This is a genomic window from Acinetobacter sp. YH12208, assembly GCF_013418055.1.
GTDB classification, from domain to species: Bacteria; Pseudomonadota; Gammaproteobacteria; order Pseudomonadales; family Moraxellaceae; genus Acinetobacter; species Acinetobacter pseudolwoffii.
The window spans coordinates 1-19667 of record NZ_VPCT01000010.1; the positions used below are offsets into that span (position 1 = coordinate 1).

Annotated in this window: 20 protein-coding genes; 15 read left to right on the forward strand and 5 right to left on the reverse strand. The window is 42.8% G+C overall.

Translation table 11 applies throughout. From position 1 onward, the window contains the following. The 3 genes from FTU95_RS15170 to FTU95_RS10510 form a co-directional block, all read right to left on the reverse strand. Nucleotides 1-256, reverse strand: a 256-nt coding sequence (locus FTU95_RS15170) for an IS3 family transposase (protein WP_373688073.1), incomplete at its 3' end; no start/stop codon positions are given. Then, nucleotides 253-558 (reverse strand): IS3 family transposase, encoded by a 306-nt coding sequence (locus FTU95_RS10505; protein WP_026444437.1) that lies wholly within the window; start codon nt 556-558, stop codon nt 253-255. The genes FTU95_RS10505 and FTU95_RS15170, both read right to left, overlap by 4 nt. A gap of 149 nt (nt 559-707) precedes the next feature. Further along, the gene (locus tag FTU95_RS10510) at nt 708-2039 is read right to left on the reverse strand and encodes an anthranilate synthase component I family protein (RefSeq protein WP_005095856.1); all 1332 of its coding nucleotides are present in this window, start codon (nt 2037-2039) and stop codon (nt 708-710) included. 260 nt (nt 2040-2299) lie between these two features. On the opposite strand from FTU95_RS10510, the gene FTU95_RS10515 reads away from it, so the two are divergent. From FTU95_RS10515 to FTU95_RS10540, 6 genes are all read left to right on the forward strand, one after another. Then, complete coding sequence (locus FTU95_RS10515; protein ID WP_005172505.1) at nt 2300-3346, forward strand: DUF6160 family protein; 1047 nt, start codon at nt 2300-2302, stop codon at nt 3344-3346. A 188-nt stretch (nt 3347-3534) separates the two neighbouring features. Continuing rightward, nucleotides 3535-4368, forward strand: a complete 834-nt coding sequence (locus tag FTU95_RS10520; RefSeq protein ID WP_005172502.1) for a C39 family peptidase — start codon at nt 3535-3537, stop codon at nt 4366-4368. A gap of 34 nt (nt 4369-4402) precedes the next feature. After that, on the forward strand, nt 4403-5608 hold the full coding sequence (locus tag FTU95_RS10525; protein ID WP_074384085.1) for a hypothetical protein: 1206 nt from the start codon (nt 4403-4405) through the stop codon (nt 5606-5608). 12 nt (nt 5609-5620) lie between these two features. Then, a complete protein-coding gene (locus FTU95_RS10530; protein WP_005095864.1) occupies nt 5621-7285 on the forward strand; it encodes an OmpP1/FadL family transporter in 1665 nt (554 codons plus the stop codon). A gap of 7 nt (nt 7286-7292) precedes the next feature. After that, complete coding sequence (gene filE / locus FTU95_RS10535; RefSeq protein WP_180078451.1) at nt 7293-8453, forward strand: putative pilus assembly protein FilE; 1161 nt, start codon at nt 7293-7295, stop codon at nt 8451-8453. Nucleotides 8454-8474: 21 nt separating this feature from the next. Next, nucleotides 8475-10406, forward strand: coding sequence for a hypothetical protein (locus FTU95_RS10540; protein WP_180078453.1), 1932 nt, complete (start codon nt 8475-8477; stop codon nt 10404-10406). A 66-nt stretch (nt 10407-10472) separates the two neighbouring features. Here FTU95_RS10540 and FTU95_RS10545 read toward each other — a convergent pair whose 3' ends face one another. Further along, on the reverse strand, nt 10473-11021 hold the full coding sequence (locus tag FTU95_RS10545) for an NUDIX hydrolase (RefSeq protein WP_180078516.1): 549 nt from the start codon (nt 11019-11021) through the stop codon (nt 10473-10475). Between the two features lie 123 nt (nt 11022-11144). Here FTU95_RS10545 and FTU95_RS10550 point away from each other — a divergent pair, with 123 nt between their 5' ends. The 7 genes from FTU95_RS10550 to fghA all read left to right on the forward strand — a co-directional run bounded on the left by FTU95_RS10550 (nt 11145) and on the right by fghA (nt 17148). Beyond that, nucleotides 11145-11753, forward strand: a complete 609-nt coding sequence (locus FTU95_RS10550; protein ID WP_005095870.1) for a CoA pyrophosphatase — start codon at nt 11145-11147, stop codon at nt 11751-11753. A 24-nt stretch (nt 11754-11777) separates the two neighbouring features. Then, complete coding sequence (locus FTU95_RS10555) at nt 11778-12305, forward strand: gamma carbonic anhydrase family protein (RefSeq protein ID WP_373683528.1); 528 nt, start codon at nt 11778-11780, stop codon at nt 12303-12305. A gap of 136 nt (nt 12306-12441) precedes the next feature. After that, complete coding sequence (gene tsaB, locus FTU95_RS10560) at nt 12442-13107, forward strand: tRNA (adenosine(37)-N6)-threonylcarbamoyltransferase complex dimerization subunit type 1 TsaB (RefSeq protein WP_180078455.1); 666 nt, start codon at nt 12442-12444, stop codon at nt 13105-13107. Between the two features lie 16 nt (nt 13108-13123). After that, nucleotides 13124-13948: an undecaprenyl-diphosphate phosphatase gene (locus FTU95_RS10565; protein WP_180078458.1), complete on the forward strand. Its 825-nt coding sequence runs from the start codon at nt 13124-13126 to the stop codon at nt 13946-13948. After that, on the forward strand, nt 13942-14763 hold the full coding sequence (locus tag FTU95_RS10570) for a class I SAM-dependent methyltransferase (RefSeq protein ID WP_218944664.1): 822 nt from the start codon (nt 13942-13944) through the stop codon (nt 14761-14763). The genes FTU95_RS10565 and FTU95_RS10570 overlap by 7 nt, the downstream gene beginning before the upstream one ends. 121 nt (nt 14764-14884) lie before the next feature. Beyond that, nucleotides 14885-16267 carry a C13 family peptidase gene (locus FTU95_RS10575; RefSeq protein WP_074384093.1) on the forward strand — a complete coding sequence of 461 codons (1383 nt, stop codon included), beginning with the start codon at nt 14885-14887 and terminating at the stop codon, nt 16265-16267. A gap of 44 nt (nt 16268-16311) precedes the next feature. Beyond that, the gene (gene fghA / locus FTU95_RS10580; protein ID WP_180078460.1) at nt 16312-17148 is read left to right on the forward strand and encodes an S-formylglutathione hydrolase; all 837 of its coding nucleotides are present in this window, start codon (nt 16312-16314) and stop codon (nt 17146-17148) included. Between the two features lie 398 nt (nt 17149-17546). Here fghA and FTU95_RS10585 read toward each other — a convergent pair whose 3' ends face one another. Beyond that, entirely contained in the window at nt 17547-17825 is a 279-nt protein-coding gene (locus FTU95_RS10585; RefSeq protein ID WP_005095882.1) for a DUF2218 domain-containing protein, read from the reverse strand. A gap of 171 nt (nt 17826-17996) precedes the next feature. Between FTU95_RS10585 and rpe the strand changes: the two genes are divergently transcribed. Together rpe and sugE are read left to right on the forward strand one after the other, a co-directional pair. Next, the gene (gene rpe, locus FTU95_RS10590; RefSeq protein WP_005172476.1) at nt 17997-18683 is read left to right on the forward strand and encodes a ribulose-phosphate 3-epimerase; all 687 of its coding nucleotides are present in this window, start codon (nt 17997-17999) and stop codon (nt 18681-18683) included. Nucleotides 18684-19312: 629 nt separating this feature from the next. Beyond that, a complete protein-coding gene (sugE, locus tag FTU95_RS10595; RefSeq protein ID WP_180078462.1) occupies nt 19313-19630 on the forward strand; it encodes a quaternary ammonium compound efflux SMR transporter SugE in 318 nt (105 codons plus the stop codon). Nucleotides 19631-19667: the final 37 nt, after the last annotated feature.

Genomic DNA, 19667 nt, shown 5'->3' on the forward strand with positions numbered 1-19667 from the left:
CTGATTCACGCATCAGCTTACGTACCAAATAGCGCCCAATCTTAATCCCTTGATTCAACAGCATGTACCGCATACCACGACTACCGAGGGAACAACGACTTTGCTTAAATAGGCTATGGATCATGGCATTAAGCTTAGTACGATCTGAACTTCGGCTTTTACGTGTTGCACGATAATGATAGTAGCTTGAACGAAGTATACCAAATGCACGACAGAGTACTTTAACAGGGCTTAGCTTTCTTAATTGATCAATCAACGCATATGTTTGAATTCGTCTGACATTAAGAGAGCTGTAGCCTTTTTTAGAATCATCTTCTCCTGCTCAAGTTGATGAATACGAGTCTTAAGTTGTTGTATTTCTCTTTGTTCAGCCGTTAAAGCAGGCGTTGTTGGAGATTGGCCTGTTCGTTCAAATTGGAGTTGATCAACCCAACGTTTTAATGCTGTTTGTCCAATATCTAAAGCACGACAAGCTTGTGTAATTGAATAGCCTTGATTAAGTACAAGGCTTGCTGCTTCTAGTTTGAATTCTGGAGTGAATGTTCGTCTTGTTCTCATTGAGCACCTCTTTGGTGAATACATTATCACCTAAGTTGGTGTCCAACTTCATTAAACCACTACATTCTCACCTTTATTAAAGGTGAGAAGCATTGCTGCGCAAGGGGGAGATTTGTAGTAAAAAGCGAATCTTAAAATTCACTTTTTATTTATTCAGGCTGATACCAGGTATTTAACAGATCAAGCATCGCTGAAACCTTATCAAAGCATTCTTGATATTCCGCATCACAATCTGAAGAAATGGTAATACCACCACCGGCCCATAAAGAAATATCTTCCTGATACTTTTGAATCGAGCGAATCAGAATATTCCAGGAGCCAGTGCCATCGAAATTGAAATAGCCCATAGAACCACAGTAAGCACCACGTGGTGCACCCTCAAGTTCTTCAATAATCTGCATGGCCCGAATTTTGGGTGCGCCTGTAATCGAGCCACCTGGAAGAGCAGACATGAGTACTTCAAAAGGATTGATATCTGCTTTTAAAGTCGCTTCAACTTCACTGACCATATGATGAACTTGATTGAAGCTTTCAATACTAAATAATTTCGGTGTTTTGACCGAGCCTGTTTCGGCATAAACACTTAAATCATTACGTAATAAATCCACAATCATGACATTTTCTGCCTGATCTTTTTCTGAGGCTTTTAGGGTCTGTCTGGATTGTTCATCGAGCACTGGATCAGTAAAACGGGGCATTGTGCCTTTAATCGGTTTGGTAATAATTTTTCGCTTCGTTTCAAAATCAATGAACAACTCGGGTGAGCAGCTTAATAATTCAAAATCACCAATACGCAAATAACCCGCATAAGGCGCTTCGGTTAATGTCCAGAAGGCTTGGGCGGTTGCTAAGAGGGAACCTTGTGCGCGACCATTAAATTCTTGTGTCAGATTAATCTGATAGCAGTCACCTGCAATAATATAATCCTGAATTTTCTGAAATGCCTTGCTGTAGACCGTTTTGGTCCAGCGTGAAGTACAAGGGCTTATTAACTGAAACGTCGGACGAATTTTATTTTGATTAAGTAAGTTCTGAATATAATCGAAGATCTGCTCTGCCTGTGGATCATCACTATAGAACATCCATCCCTCAGAGCTTAGTTTAATATAGGAAGAAAATTGACCGATAAATAAACCAGGTTGAGAGCGGTCCGGATACTGAATATATTGCTGAGCCGCATAATCATAGCCAATAAAACCGACATAACCTCCATGAAATCCATTCTTGTGAGGATTTCTTAATGCATCAATTTCCAAACTAAACTCAGATGATCTGGGTTGATATTGTTCAATTTCCACTCTTTGAAACGACTGAATATGTGATTGCTGCACAATAAAATATTCTTGAGCACAGCAGGCAATAAAAGGCTGACCATTATTATTTAAATACACCAGATGCCCCAATGTCTTTAATGCGGATAATACATCTGCAACCAGAGGTGATTTAAATTTTAAGGGGCGATGATAGAGAGCTTCGGTCATTCAGTTAAGCAGAGTTCAATATGACTCGCTATTTTATATCAAGAAGACAGGAAAATATTTTTAAATCATCAAATACCGTTTATCGGTAAGCATTGGATTGCGACCAACAACAGTTGATCAAATGATTGCTCGGAGATAACTTAGTTCTGCAAGCAAATTACTCAAGGAAAGATGTTTTGCGTTGTCAGAAAATAAAAAATACAGCGTGAACATTGAGTGATTCACAACCAAAAAAAATACTACTCTTGGGAGAGTAAACAATGAAAAAATTCACAAAATTAGTTCTGGCGACTTCAGTTGCATTTAGTGCCAATGCGATGGCGATGCAGGCAATGGATGAAGCATCTCTAAGCGAAACAACGGGTCAAAGCGGCATTACTATCGGGATCGGTATTTCAAAAATCGCTATTGAAAAGTTATTTATTCATGATAATGACGGTTTAGCTGTTGATAAAGGTGGGACAGGTACGGCAGGTGCAATCGTTATTCGCGGTACGACTGATGTAGCTCCTGATGCCGCTGCTCTTGCTAATCCGACTACTGCAACTCATGGTGTAGTAATTGGTGCTAACTATGATGATGGTGGTGCTTACTTACTTCAATCTCGTAATCTTGCTGACTTGGTGATTGATTCAGATGCTGGTGCAGGGGGGGCTAATCCTTTCATTAATATTGCAGCACAAGTATCAGGTCTTGATATCAAGATCGGTCGAATTGGTGTAACTGCATCTGGCGTAAAAGGTGTAGGTGATAATGTAGATACAATTCGTCGAGGTGGAGGTGCGGTTATAAATGATATCCTCAGTGGTTTAGAAGTTAAAACAGGTGTGATGGATGCAAATATCCAATTAGGTGCCGCACCTCAAGGTGCGATGATCAAACTGAATACTAAAATGGTTGGTGGCCTAGAAATTAAAAATCTAGGTATTCTGGATAATTCAACTAAAGGTGTAACTGTGGGACTTTCAGGTACAACTCCAGTAACTACACGTGAATCTGGTGAGATCTTCATTGAAAGTATTAAAATTGCAGATTCGAAGTCTAATGATTTAACGATTAGCCAAAACATTTCAGTATTTAATGATGCTTATGTAGGCACATCTAATACTGTGGGTAAAGCAGCACATATTCGTATTGTAAGTAATGATACGGGTGCTAAAGATCAATACATTCAAGGTATTCATTTAGGTAATCGTAACGCAACGTCATCAATTGGCGATATGGAAGTTCAAGGTTTGCAAACTTTCTACTCTCCAGCTCCGCTTACTTATACAAAAGGTGCAATCATTACCATTTCTGGCCACTAACATTTACTTTATAAAAGCGCGTGTTTACACGCGCTTTTTTTATGACTGAATCATTTATCCAAAAAATAAAAAAAATGCTGTATTTTTTTGAAAAAGAAGGTATCTTTCTAGTTACAAGGAAGTAGAGTGAATGCTCTATAAAAAGAAAAATAGGCGTATCATGCCCATTATAAGAAAAGTTAATAATTATGTTAGAGATCGCGTTGGGCTCGGCATTGATGTATTACGCTGCCAAAGAAGCTCTGGATATCAAAAAACAGCCAAATGGCGCTGTGCACTATACTGAAGTTCTTGATTCAAGAAATGACTCTTTTGTGCGTATGCACCGTGAAGCTGTACAAGTAAAGCCTGCACTTCTGGATCAATTTCAGGGCATTGTACGTCAAGCCTATGACTATAGTTGTGGTTCAGCCGCCCTTACCACCCTACTCAATGGTTATATCGGTACACAGCTAGATGAACAGCAAGTCATGAATGGACTGATGAAATTCGGCGAAACCGATAAAATTATTGAACGCCGCAGTTTCTCTTTACTTGATATGAAGCGCTTTGTCTCGGCTTTAGGGCTAGAAAGCGGAGGCTATCGAGGAGAGTTCAAAGATTTAGTTAATCAAGATCAGCCTGCTATTGTTCCAATTTCTTATGCCGGATTCAAACATTTCGTAGTTTATAAAGGCTATAGAAATGGCCGGGTGTATGTCGCAGATCCAGCACTCGGTAATATCAGTTTTGACGAGCGGCGTTTTCAGGATGTTTGGGAAAATAATACATTATTCCTGATTAATGTCCCTGAACAATATCGTAAAAACTTTCTGGCATTGAAAGAAGCCGACATGCGCCATGTGGAAGATGCCACGATTAATCGTTATGCCTTGGTCGACATGCAGTATCCACAGTTCTATATGGATAAAATTGCCGATAAAGCCTCGACGATCCGTATGGACCGTAATCGTAATATAGAATCAGAAAAATTTGGAGAATATCAATATAATTTCCTGAGATTGTATTACAAGAATAAATAAAACGAAAAATAGTAATAAAAATTAAAATGGTGAAATGGATATGAACAGTAAATGGATGAACAAGACGTTCTTGGCACTGAGCATTCAAATGGTAATGGGCGTTGCATTTGCTGCAGAAGAGCCGACACTGGGTGAATACGAAACGGTTGATGAGGAAGTTATTGTTGAAACTGCTGTACCTGTACAGGCCCAGACTGAGCAAGTGGAAACACAGGCTGCACAAGAGCCGGAACTCGGTGGATATGAAACAGCTGAAGAAGCAGTGAGTGAAACTGCCGCACCGGTAGAGGCTCAGACTAAACAAGTAGCAGATGCATCCCAAGCTTTACAGAAACAGGAAGGTGATGCTACCCAGGCAGCTAATCTGGAAGAAGTATTTACTTCAAATGAACGTCAGTACTCACTCATTAAAAAAGGTGATATTTCATCATATTACGATATCGATTATACCTACTATCGTGACACTCAACTTGATATTGAAATGGCTCAGGGTCAACTATATCAACTTCGTGTACAAGAGAATGCCACGCATAGTTTGACCAATACTTTCACATTCCAATATGGGGTGAAAGATAACCTGACCTTAACTGCATCCTTGCCTTTAGTGGCCAAGACCGACTTGTTAAAAGACACTTCGACTGCCGGACTAGGTGATATTAGTGTTGGGGCACGCTGGGAACCATTTCCATTAAAAGCTGGCCGTTTACCTTTAATTTTATTTGGTAATTTATCAACAAAAACGGGCGACAGTCCTTATGAAATCAATGCAGCGACAGATCTGGCAGCAGGGAAGGGCTATTACTCAGCAGGAGTGGGTGCCAGTACACGTAAATACATCGATCCGGTCGTGCTGTTTGCCTCCGTTTCTGCAAACTATGGTTTTAAAGAATCAGGCCTGAACCAGCGTCGCGGTTATCGCATTATTGAAGAGTTTGAACCGGGGATTAGTGGGGGTTTTGCATTCGGTTTCGCATACTCATTTAACTATGACGTTTCGATGACCATGTCCTATCAGCAAAGCTTTAATACGGGAGCTGAGTTTAGCTATAACACAGGAGAAAGCTACTCTGCCGCGGATCAGACCAGTTCCACCTTGGCAATTTCATTAGGGGTGCGAGTCTCTCCAGAAACGATTGTGAATGGTACCGTCGGCTTAGGGCTGACCGAAGATGCGCCTGATGTTTCGTTGGGGTTGTCATTCCCGCTTGATATTTTAGGTTTTGGTAAAAAAATCAGTTAATAGGGGTGTCGTATGAAAAACATTCGACTTAGCCCGTTATTAACAGGAATTATTCTTGCGGGCTGTTCAAGTTATACCTTTGCACAATTGGGAACCAACCTTTCGGTTGATTTACGTGCATTGTCCATGGGGAATGCAGTTACGGCGGATCCCCCGGGAGTCAATGCCATTCACTTTAACCCGGCTGCTCTAACTAAAATTGATGGTTTGCAAACCGAACAGCAGATTATTGTGGCGAATTTTGATATCCAGCGGGAGTTTACAGTGCCGGCTGGATATAACGTATTTGGCTATTCTGATGACCCTATCGTCTGTAATGATGGACCGGAAGTTTCATCTGATTTATGTACTGATTTTAAAGGGCCGGTCAGTGGTGATGTGGAATATGTCAGCCTGTATGTCCCTTTTCTGAAAAAGATGGTGGATTTAGGCGAAGGTCTCCCTTTGGCTGCGCCCACCATGGGGATTGCTTATAACCCGCCTGGATCTAAAGCGACCTATGCAACAGCGGTATATGCGCCTTTAGTCGCTGGTTTCGGTCATGAAGATGGTAATCCGGCAAACTTTATGGGCCAGCAAGTTGCTTTGGAGCGGATTACTTACCTGTCTCCATCGATTGGTTATGAGGTCAATGACCAACTGTCCATTGGTGCTTCTGTTGGAATGTCCTATCAAGCCATTGGGATGAAAACAGATTTACGTTTCCCGAATGAGCTGATCGGGATGTTGCGTATGATCGATGAAGTTGTCTGTACACCATTTAAAGAAAACTCCGACATTATTACCGATATTCTGTTGCTGGGGATCTGTAATGCGGATGAGGGAATGAACCCATTTGGCAAGTTTGGTCAGATGCAACTGGAGCTTGAGCAGAATTTAAGTCCAAGCTATAACCTCGGGATATTGTGGGAGCCACGCGAAGATTTCAGTTTTGGTATGGTCTACCAAAGTGCGGCAAAAATGCGCTTAAAAGGTAAATATCATATTGATAATGCCAAAGCACCACAGGAAATGATCAAGGGTTTAATGACTTCACCGACGGGTCAGATTCTGGCAGCAATTCTTGGGTTTCCTAATTATATTCCATCCAGTGAGTCTGGTTTGGTGTCGATGGATTTTGAATATCCGGCGCATTTTCAGGCAGGTATCAAATATAAAGTCATGCCAGATTTGCAGGTAAATTTTGATATTGGCTGGACAGACTACAAGGTTTGGGATGAGTTTAAATTCGAATTTGACCGTACCATTTCAGCCTTAAAAATTGCCAAAATCTTGTCTGCTAATGTCACTGATTCCACGTTGGCTTTGCCGATGGGATTCGAATCGCCGTGGAATTTCGGAATCGGGATGGAGTATTCCGCCACCGACCGTTTAAAACTTCGCGCAGGTTATGAGCCACGAACCAGCGCTATTCCAAAAAATAAGCGCAATACGATGGTTCCTATTAATGGTGCACAGCTATTTGGATTAGGTGTGGGTTATCGTTTTGATGCAGATACTGATTTGGATCTCTCGATTGGTTTCTTGCGCAGTAAAGATCAAATTCCAGCAAATACCAGTAGTTTAGCCAACCAGACCGGCGTGAATAACCTGTTATTAAACCCATATGCAGGTTTAAACGTGAAAACAGATACCAAGATTACCATTTTAGGTTTGAACTATCGCACTCGTTGGTAAGGAAGAAATGATCAAGACAGAGAAAATTGGATTGAAAGTGGTACTGGCATTAAGTCTGGTACCCTTATCTTTTTATACAAGCGCCAGAGAATTTATTACCATTATTGGTCCAGATGGGCGACCATTAGTCGTGCCACGTAATCATAACCCACAGAAAAAAACAGAAGAAAAATCTCTAGCATCGAAAAAAATAGCAGTTGCAGTGGTTCAGTCACCTCCTGTAAAGCAAAACTTAGAAACAGTATCAGTCCTAGAAAATAGACCAGCAGAACTTAAGTCAGACCATAATCTGGTTGTACAACCAGTACAACCAGTACAACCAGTACAACCAGTACAACCAGTACAACCAGTACAACCGCAGATTGTGAAAGAACTGACAGAATCTAAGCCATTAATAAGATCTGAAACCCAATTGACTCAAATGCCTAAGGCCATGACACCCGCTTCAAGCCCGATGCTACAGAAAACCGGATTCAGTCAGATTGAAGGCGTGGACTATGTAGACAGTGAATATCTTGAGAATAAAGAATTTAATCTAGAAGGCAGGAAACGTTTCTACAGTATGCCCGAGGGCGTGGTAGATAAAAATATCGGCTCTACCCGAATCCAGACCATTGAGCGTGAAAAAGGGCTTGGTCAATCAGTATTAAAATCCTTATTTAAAACGCCTACACTGGATACAGGTCCAGTGGTACTGGCACAAAGTTATTACCGTATTTCACAAGCTGAAACTAGAGAGAGTTTGGGGAAACAGTGCTTTAATGACAAAAAAATCAAAAAAGCCAAACAGATCAGCCTTAAAAAAGAAGTCAATTTATGGCCTCGTGCGCCTTTGAAAGCAGATGAGTTTGATTTTGAAGTCGTGCAATTACAGTCTGATATCAAGAATATTCAGATTAACTCTTATGCTTCACGCCAAAAAAATCCTACTTATTATTGGCCTTTTGTGGTCTTTTTAGACAATAGAGGCTGTGTTCTGGAAGGAGCGGGTGGTTTTAAAAACCAGGAAGGACAAGCAAATATTATTCAACATGAGCGTATTGAAGGCATTATTCAGATCCCTGCGCAAAGTGAGTATGTGTTATTGACGCCTTTAGCCTCAGCAATCGATGTTGAAGACAAGATGCTCACTAATTATGGACAACTAAAATTAGTCGCCATTCGATAAGGACTATTCGAGTATAACAAGATGAAAAATAAAATATTATATCCATTTGCTTTAACTACACTTTTGGCTGCACTCGCAGGATGTGGTGGGGAGAGTGCCAATGTGATTCCAGAAAAAAATAATGAAGCCACGACCAATGGAACCTGTACAGCAGGGACAGATAATTGTGTGGAATGGGGGCTTGAATATCCGCTGGATGGCTTGAATTTTAATTGTAGTGGCGATAAAGAAAATACCTTCATTACTCTATTTGATAGTAATGCTGGCGTGGCATCCGGAACCTGTCAAAAGACGGATGAGGTTGAATTTTATATTCAGAGTTTTAGTTCAAGCAAAATTACTCTCGGCAAACTTAAGCTGAGCGATTATGCCACCTTTAGTACCCAGACTCAGCTCCCACGTTTAAGTGTGGTCGATATTGCAAAAGGAATTACTGGACGTCAGGTAAATAACTTGGATCAGAATGATCCTACAGTTCAGGTTGCCATGCGTCTGGTGAAAATTCTGCAAGCTCTGGCGATACAAGAAGGCCGTATTGTGAATCCAACGGATGTGCAGCCCTTGTATATTACCGAAGAAATGCGTAAAGACTTGGCTAAAGTGAGTGGAAATATCAGTCTGACGGATGCTAGCTTCGCCACAAAAATTAAGGATTTTATCGATGTTGACCAGATTTCTGATGAAGCTGCTTTTGCTACAGTGAAAAAACTGGTAACCATTGCCAATGCCGCGGTTTATCAGCCGGAATTTTCACTATTTTCAACCTCTGGTGTGATTGGTAGCATCCAGTCGGGTTCAGATGGACTGGTGGGATGCAATAAAACACCTTGTGATATTAAAGATCAGACTACCAAACATCTATTTGGTCATTTTATGCTAATCACAGACCGTCAGGGTTATACCTTTGGCAGTGGCCTGCAATGGCGTGATAGCCAGTTAAAACTGCCCGCAAAAAATCTATCTTCACTGGGTGGAATTAATGCTGAACTCATTCGTAATGTGAAACCTGCACAAATGACGGCCGATCCGCAAAGTTCATGGATTCATCCTACCAGCAAAACGATTACTGCACCTTATCGTTTAAATGTCGCAAATAACGCTACGCCACTTGAACTGTATCGGGGCAGTTTGCTGAATGATTATGTGATTGCGGGTAAAGAAGCTTTCTATAAGATGGTCACTGGAAAAACACAGCTGGATGCATCTGATCAAGCCAGTTTAGGGGCATGGCGTCTGGATGCGGATGGTGATCAATATAATGGAAGTATTGATTTATATAAAATTTTCCCAATCAGCTATCTGGATCGTGCGGTATTTAAAACAGAGCAGAATGTAGCCAGTGGGGAGAAGTATATCTTCCCGATGTATGCCAATCTGGAGTTTAAGTTTAGTGACACAACGGTCAGTCCAGTCACTTTGGGGATTGTGATTGATAGTAATGGTGATGTGCGAACCAATATGCAATCTGAGAATAATCTTGCGACCGACCCAGCAACAGGCTGTGAGGGCGATGTGCTTGATAACAATTTATTATTGAATGGCGTACAGCAATACCGGCTTGGAACTTTAGGCCGTGCATTTGTTCGTGATAAATCGGTTTCGATGCGTCTGATTTTGGCCAATGTAAAATTAGGGGATTTGAATGGTGCATTGGTTGGGGTCGACTCACGCATCCAGTCTTCACCAAATGCAAATGATTCGATTGTGATTGGCGGTGCTCTGCTGAATTTGTCCAATGTACTGGATACTGCTGCCGGTCAGAACGGGCGGGTCACCTTCCTGAATTCGGTCGGAGACGGCGTGCAATGGGCCAATACCTATGCCAGTTTCCAGAAAATTTATAACAATAATAATGAGGATGAAACGCCTGACGATATTGGTCTGGCCAAACGAAGCGGTGGGTCTGTTGAGTTTAAACTTGCAGATTGTTATCGCGTCAAAGCTAAAGCGTAATGTCCCATAAATAAAAAAATCCCATCTGCGTATGGGATTTTTTTATGCGCGCTCAATCTATTGGATTTAACCGGTATGATCCAGACGCGAACCTAAGGTTTCTAAATGCATCGGGAAAATATTATTTTTACGGTCTGCAAAATAATGTCTTAGTGTATGTTTTACACTTGGGAAAGCCAGCTCGGTCCACGGAATATCTGCTTCATCGAATAAACGTGCTTCGATGGTTTCCTCACCAGCACCAAATTTTCCATCAATCAGATTGGCTTTGAACAGCACATAAATCTGGCCAATACGCGGAATGTTATACATACAGTACAACTGCTCAATCTCGACTTCGGCTTCAGCTTCTTCACGGGTTTCCCGTGCAGCACCTTGCTCCATGGTTTCAAACAGTTCCATATAGCCGGCAGGCAGAGTCCATAAACCGTAACGCGGTTCAATGGCACGGCGGCAAAGTAGGACTTTATTGTCCCAGAGTACCAGCGCGCCACAAATGACTTTTGGATTAATATAATGAATAGAGCCACATGAATTACACACGCTGCGGATTTGTTGGTCGCCCAAAGGAATTTTTTCGGTCGTTTTATGTCCACAATTCACACAGAAGTTCATATTCATCATCAATGATAAAAGTAAGCTCAGGATAACTGAAAAATCAAAATTTGGCATCATTTCTATCCCGCTGAATCAAAAATCAGCTATGATGAAATTATGATCATGGTTAAGGCTGAAAGAATGGACGCGCGTGAGTTGACACAAAAGCTGCAGCAACGATTACGCTTTTCCAGGCGTATTCGATCTGCGCATGCTGCCGTGTTGATTGCGATCACCGATGAAGCTGATCCCAAAGTATTGCTGACCCGCCGTTCGGCCTATTTGAATAATCATGCCGGAGAGGTTTCGTTTCCGGGTGGCAAGCGCGATCCACAAGATACCAGCAATATTGTCGTGGCTTTAAGAGAAGCCTATGAGGAAACGGCATTAAATCCCTTTGATGTGCAGCTGATGGGGGACTTGCCCATGCAGAAAGCCCGTAATGGCATGCTGGTTAAGCCGATTGTGGGGCTGATTCCGCCGCAAGTGCAGCTGATTCCGCAACCAACGGAAATCGACCGGATTTTCTTTGCCTCATTGCAACATTTGCTTGAAGCCACGCCCACACCTTATGAAGTCCGCTTTGCCCAGCAATCTTTATATTTTCCAAGTATGCGGGTAGAAAATGAAGTGGTCTGGGGATTGACGGCACGTATGCTGATTTCTTTGTTCCAGTATGGATTGGATTATAAAAAAGACTGGCCATTCCTGCTCAATTCACCAAGTTTTAAACGCTCCAAATTTTTTTAACCATTGAACAGGATTTTATCAATGTTGTATAAATTTCAGGGACACACACCGACTGCTACACAGCAGCCATGGGATGGCTGGGTCGCACCAACGGCAACAGTAATTGGACAAGTCGAACTCGGGCAGCAGGTCAGCATCTGGTTTGGTGCCGTGGTACGGGCAGATAACAGTAAAATCAAACTGGGTGATTTCAGCAATGTGCAGGAAAATGCCGTGCTGCATACCGATGCCGGTATTGAGATGCAAATTGGAAATTATGTCACCATCGGACATCAGGCCATGTTACATGGCTGTACCATTGGTGATAACAGCCTGATCGGGATTCAGGCGGTGATTCTGAATCATGCGGTGATTGGCAAGAATTGTATTATTGGTGCCAATGCCCTGATTCCTGAAGGCAAGATCATTCCGGATAATTCGGTGGTGATGGGTTCACCGGGCAAAGTGGTAAAAACGCTGGATCAAGACAGTATTCAAAAGCTGAAAATGAGTGCCCTGCACTATGCCGGGCATTTTCAGAAATTTCAGGATCTGGAACAAATTCAGCTTTAATACGATGTTCTAAAAAATCATGATAAGCCTAGAATTTTCTAGGCATTTTTGTATCTGTTTCGGGAAAATCTCGCGTAGCGGATATGAGTGGAGTATTATATCCGCGTTTTTTATATTCTCTGAATTAAGGTTGTGCATGAAAGTGCTGGCATTGGAGACTGCCAATGAGCAGTGTTCCGTCTCTGTGATCGATGATACTCAAGAACTATTTTTTCAGCTTGATGCGCGCGCCAAGGCACAAACGCAAACGATTCTCCCAATGATTGAACAAGGTCTGCAAGATCTTGGGCTGGCGATTGGCGATTTAACCGCGATTGCTTTTAGTCGTGGTCCGGGTTCTTTTAGCGGCGTGCGGATTAATGCCGCAGTCACGCAGGCGCTGGCCTGGTCAAATGATGTGCCGGTGATTCCGGTGTCGACTTTACAGGCCTTGGCGCAGGCGGCCTACCGTGTACATGGTTTAAGCGAAGTTTCTGCCGTATTAGATGCGCGCATGAGCGAAGTTTATATCGCGAGCTATCAACTGGATGCAGAGGGGATCATGCAGCCGGTCGATGAAGAACAATTATTAAGTTATGCCGAAGGCAGTCAGGCTGTGCGGTTTACGCCGGTGGGCTCTGGTGCTGAGCTGGTACAAACTGAAACTTCAATGTATAAAAATGTGCATGCGACCGCACAGGATATTGCCAGCATCGCACGTGCAGCAGCACACACAGAAAACTGGGTTAGTGCAGAATTGGCGCTGCCGGTCTATTTACGTGATAACGCGTGGAAAAAAATTCCTGAACAAGGCAAAGCATAATTAATTAGGATAAAGCATGGATCTTTTACTGCTACTCAAAGCGGCAATCATGGGTATTATCGAAGGTATTACCGAATTTTTGCCGATTTCCAGTACTGGCCATTTAATTTTGGCATCAGAATTAATGAATTTCTGGACCAAGGAAAAGAGTGATGTATTCGTCATTGCCATTCAAATGGGTGCCATTGCAGCGGTAATTTATGAATATTGGGCCCGTCTTTGGGGAGCAGCAACCGGAATTGTCAGCGGTGAGCCACAGGGTCGTCGCTTAGGGATTGGCCTGATTTTGGCCTCGATTCCAATTATATTGATTGGACTGACCTTGGGGCAAACGGTCAAACAGTTTCTGTTTAATGATATTGCCATTGCCATTGGTTTGATTGTGGGTGGCCTGATCATTATCTGGATTGAAAAACATCCGCCTCAAGTTCGTGCACATGAAGTTGAAGATCTCAGTATTAAAGATGCCATCTGGATTGGTTTGATTCAGGTCTTGTCCTTGATTCCGGGAACCTCCCGTTCAGGTGCGACCATTATCGGTGCGATGTTTCTGGGTGTATCACGTAAGGCCGCGACTGAATTCTCATTCTTTCTGGGTATTCCGGTCATTATTGGTGCCGGCCTGCTAGACCTTTATCAAAGTTATGATGTGCTAAATACTACTGAAGACTGGACCGTGATCGGGGTCGGACTTCTGGTTTCTTTTATTTCGGCACTGTTACTCATCCGCGCGCTGGTGGCTTATGTCGCTAAACGCGACTTTATGATCTTTGCCTGGTATCGTATTGCTTCGGGTCTGCTGATTTTATTATTTGCCTATACAGGTTGGAAATTATGGTAAGCGCGATTCGCTTATATGCCGAATCTGACGATCAACAGAAAGCACAGCACTTCGGGGCTGTGCTTTCTTCTCGTGGGGTGCAGGTCGAAATTGAAACGGTTGAAAAACTCAATGCACGTTTCTTTCGTCTGAATCCTGAACTGGCCTTATGTGTAGATGAGAATGGACTTTGGCTTTGTGCCCATGGCATGAAAATGCAACCGGACTGGCAAGCCGAGACCGGACGTTTAAAACGTGCGTCTTTAAAATCTGAAATGATTGCACGTGCCTGTCATTTAGCCGAGAAACCGAGCTTGATCGATGCCACCGCGGGTCTGGGACATGACAGTTTATTGATGGCGCATTTAGGTGCCCAAGTCACGCTGGTCGAACGACATCCCATATTATTTACTTTACTTGAAGATACCCATACCCGTGCACAATCTGATGCATTCCTGAGTCAAGTCGTATCACGGATTCAACTGGTCTTTTCTGATTCAGCCGATTATCTGAAGCAGCAAGCCGAGCAGCATCGAACTGTAGATGTGGTCTATCTGGATCCGATGTTCCCGCAGCGGGATCAGAACCAGCAGGCGGTCAAGAAACAGGCGCAAGTCAAAAAACAGATGCAGCTCTTGCACATGCTTTTGCCTGAAGATGGCGAAATGGATCTGGGTGATAACCTGTTGGAATTGGCGCAAAAAATTGCCAAACGTGTGGTGGTCAAACGTCCACGTCTGGCGGTGTTTTTGGCAGAAAAACAACCTCATCATCAATGGCAGGGTGATGCCTGCCGTTTTGATGCATATTTTCAGCATGAACTTGTGGCTGAATAAGATAATTGTTTCAATATTAAGCAATGATTTGTTGTATATTTAACAATTGGCATTGATAAAACCGTTATCAAGCATAAACTTATTCAGCACCTTAGCGAGCCACTGATCTCCTTGAAATTCTATGATCGACTTTAAACCCTCCATTAATTTTTGGCACGATTTTAAGAGCAACCAAATTGCCGGGATGTGGTTATTTCTGGGATCTCGGCGTTCATTGCAACTGGTTCGTCCATCGATCATGCAATTGGTGTTCTGGGGGATTCTGGGTGGTTGTGCCAACAGCCTATTTAGCTGGCTCAGTTCAGGCCGTATGGGAGATTTTAACTCTCAAGGTCTGATTAGTTATGCACTTTGGCCTTTTATTGCGCTGATTGTGGGTATCTTTCTGTCGCAACGGATCAATAACCTGCGTTTGATGCTGGTGCCGGCATTGTTATGGTTGGTTTTAGATACCCATATCATGCTGTTCCAGTGCCTGATTCAATATCTGGGCGATCTGGACTATCTGCCTTATATCCTCTATGACTATATTCCGACCCTGTTTGTCATGTTATTTGTCTGGCAAAGTCTGGCTGTGGTCTGGGTAATTTCACGTGAATTAAAATGGCCGTGGTGGGAACGTGCGCTGATTATGCTGGCGACCCTGTTTACGCTGGTGGTCTGGCAAATTTCAGTCAAAGATCAACCGATCTGGAAAGTCGAAGAAATTCCACCGAGCTTTGCCGAAGATGCATTTTATGCGCAGCCAATTTTGCTGAATAAAGCCCTGGAAAATATCGAATACGGTGAATTTGCCCAATCGCACTGGTATTTTATGGGCGTGGCTGGCGCAAGTTATCAGGATGTATTTCATTCTGAAATCGAGCGGATTAAAGAGCAGTTTGATACCCGTTTTGGCACTTATGGCCGTTCTATTGCTTTGGTCAATCATCCGGCGACACGTACCACCATGCCGATTGCCTCCAAAACCAGTATGGAACTGGCATTGCGCCGTATGGGCCAGCAGATGAACCGTGAAAGTGATGTGTTATTTTTATATATGACCTCTCATGGTCTGCCAAATGTGTTTGAAATGGAAAATGCGCCGCTGGATTTGGCACAGGTCGATCCAAAATGGTTACGTGAAACGCTGGATGCAGCAGGCATTCGCTGGCGTGTGATTGTGATCTCGGCCTGTTTTTCCGGCAGCTTTGCTTCGGCCCTGCAGAATGACAATACCCTGGTGATTACGGCTTCGGCAGCCGACCGTCAGTCTTTTGGCTGCTCCAATGAAGCGGATTATACCTATTTTGGCCGTGCATTCTTTGATGAAGCGATGCGTGAAAATAGCAGTCTGCAAGCCGCGTTCGAACAGGCCAGAGATACCGTAGCAAAATGGGAATCAGCGCAAGGCTTCGAGCCTTCAGAGCCGCAATGGGTGATTGGCAAGAATATGCAATTGATGTTGCCACAGCTGGAACAACGTTTATTTCCGCAAACCAGTACAATGACACAATCACCTTAGATCAATGTCATCAGCAGATATGCTGCAATCATAAGGAATATGCCATGGAACTCGTACAGAACAATAGAAGCTTTGAAGGTGAACAGCGGATTTATCGCTTTGATTCGAAAGCACTGAAAACATCGACCAAATTTGGTATTTATCTGCCGCCTCAAGCCCTAGAAGGTCATAGCTGTCCGGCATTGTTTTATCTGGGAGGGCTAACCTGTACCGAGGAAACCTTTGCGATTAAGGCACATGCACAGCGTCTGGCAGCACAATTGGGCCTGATTTTAATCACACCGGATACATCGCCACGCGGTGAAGCTGTGGCAGAAGGCGATCACTGGGATATCGGTCAGGGAGCAGGTTTTTATATCAATGCCACCGAAGCGCCGTGGGCTGAACATTATCAGATGGAAAGCTTCATCGTCGATGAACTCTATGCGCTGGTCATTGAAGAGTTTGTGATTCAGCCGGGCAAGATCGGCATATTCGGTCACAGTATGGGCGGACATGGTGCATTGACTCTGGCTTTTAAATATCCAGAAAAATTTAGTTCAGTTTCGGCTTTTGCACCGATCTGTGCACCAAGCCAATGTCCTTGGGGAGACAAAGCTTTCTCGAATTATCTGGGTGAAAACCGTGAAGAATGGCTCAAGCATGATGCGACTGCACTGGTTAAAGAGAAAGGTGTCTTATTCGCTGACATCCTGATTGATCAGGGTTTTTCAGACCAGTTCTATAGCCAGCTGAATCCGGCGCTGTTCCAGCAGGCCTGTGATGCCGTGAACCAGTCGCTGACCTTGCGTGAACATCAGGGTTATGATCATGGCTATTACTTTATTCAAAGTTTTATGGATGACCATCTACAGTTTCATGCGGTACAGCTTCAGCCTTAAACTCAAAACTGCTGGCACAAAAAAGCCCTGAATAACAGTAATGTTGATCAGTTAAGGAGTTTAGAAATAGACTCTTTAATTTTTTAGTCACTCACAGCGGAGTATTAATTTTATAAATCAAATTCTTGTAAATTATTTGTTACTTTGGTTTCGCCCAAATGAGAAGCGAAGCTTCGCAAGGAAGGCATCTTGCGGAGCAACACTCCTCACCGCAAAACTCGTCAGCCACCATCAACTAGTAAGCTTGTCGCAGAAACAATCATTTTTAAATGTAGTCCTGCCTCAAACAGTTGCGGATGACTTTTCTATCTATCAGATATAATCATGAATTTGAAAAAGAAAATGCCAGTCAATTCCTTAACTGACTGGCATTACTGAATAACAGGGCTTTTTATCGCTTATCTTTGCCAGTCGGCTGTTAAATCTTCCTGTCCCATGCGGATCAGATGATCCAGAACCACATTTTCCAGTTTATCGAAATCGGTAGATTCATCGCTACTTTGGATGGTCACCAGCAAGTGCTCAGTCTGAGGAATTAACATCAGCTCTGCACTCGGAAAATGAATCAGGAACTGCTGGTCTGTTTCTTCGATGGTAAACTTATGCTTCCAGTGATTGGCCAGGCGTTTGGCAAGGCGCTGCGCCTGTTGAGTCTGGATCTGGGCGGTACTTTGCATTCTTACTCCTCTAAACTTTTTATCCTTGTCAGGACTTTAAACCAAATTGAAAGGCATTCATAAGCCTTAAAGCGTTACACAGCGTTTTATTCTTGCAACATCAAGGTCACAGTAGCCGGACTGGATTTGTTATAATGAGAAAAATCCAATTTTAGCTAGCCAGGTTCTCCCATGTCCAAGCCATATTTAATTGCACCTTCAATTTTATCTGCCGATTTCGCCCGATTAGGTGAAGAAGTCGAGAACGTCTTGGCAGCAGGGGCAGATGTTGTTCATTTTGATGTGATGGATAATCATTATGTACCGAATCTGACTTTTGGTGCAGGCGTTTGTAAGGCATTGAAAAACTATGGGATCAAAGCCCCGATTGATGTGCATTTGATGGTGAAACCGGTAGATCGTATGATCGGGGATTTCCTTGAAGCAGGTGCCGATATCATTACCTTCCACCCGGAAGCATCTGACCATATTGACCGTTCTTTACAGTTGATCAAATCGGGTGGTGCAAAAGCCGGTTTAGTCTTTAACCCGGCCACACCGCTGCATTATCTGGATTATGTATTAGATAAAGTAGATCAAATTCTGTTGATGAGTGTAAACCCGGGTTTTGGTGGACAGAAATTCATTCCGATGACTTTGGATAAACTGCGTCAGGCCCGTAAACTGATCGATGCTTCAGGGCGTGATATTCAGCTGGAAGTCGATGGCGGTGTTACCCCAAGCAATATTCGTGCAATTGCCGAAGCGGGGGCGGATATGTTTGTCGCTGGATCTGCTATTTTTGGCAAGCCGGATTATAAAGCTGTAATTGATGAAATGCGTGCAGAATTAGCCAAAGTCGGTCAGGTTCAACTCTAATCGCTAAAAAGTAGTATGCACATAAATATGTGGATAACTTTATGGATAAGTGTGTAGATATCCATGTGGGTAACCATATGGATATGTTGTGTAAAATGTAATCATTTGTAGCCAGATTGATTATGCCTTAGACGAAATTTGTATAAAAAGAGCTCAAATCTGGTTCTTTTTATACCTTACAACCCCTCTTGTTTAGGGGTCGTTTATTCATCACAGGTTCATAATCATGTTAAATAAAAAGTGATCAATAGGTCTTAAAATTGTATTTCATTGTGTAATCTCTTTGCTCGTTATTTAAATTTAATGGATGTGTATAACTTGATATGCTGCACTTATTTTTGTGAAATTGTTGTTGCTGAATTTGCCTGATCATAGGGGCTATTTCTGAATGATCATTTTGAATATCTACCATAATAACAGCAGCGACAAATGTCTTGAAGATTTGAGTAAGATCAGGTTAAGTTGCATCTCTAAGAGTCATGTTTTGTAAAAATAATCAGGTGTGCGTAATCTGGTTTTATAAAATTTTTTATAGGTAGGAGGAACGACCTCCCTTGTCTATTTCATGCTGAAATACACAGGAAAAATCGTCAGGACGGCCTGATTCTTAGATAAAAGAGGAGGGCTGCATGGCCTGGATTGCACTTATATTCGCAGGTGTTTTTGAAATCGTTTGGGCATATTCCATGAAATTGTCCGAAGGATTTACCCGATTAATGCCAAGTATCATCACCATTTTCTTTATGATTCTCAGCTTTGCCTTACTGGCCTATGCCATGCGTACTTTGCCATTAGGCACAGCTTACGTGATCTGGACCGGAATCGGGGCTGTGGGTTCATTTCTGATCGGGATTTTAGTTCTGGGTGAGCCGACATCGGCCATGCGTATGCTGGCTGCAGTATTGATTATTTCCGGTCTGGTGCTGATGAAAGTATCTTCTTCATAATTTGTTTCAGCCTGTCTCGGTGAACTGAGTTAAAATA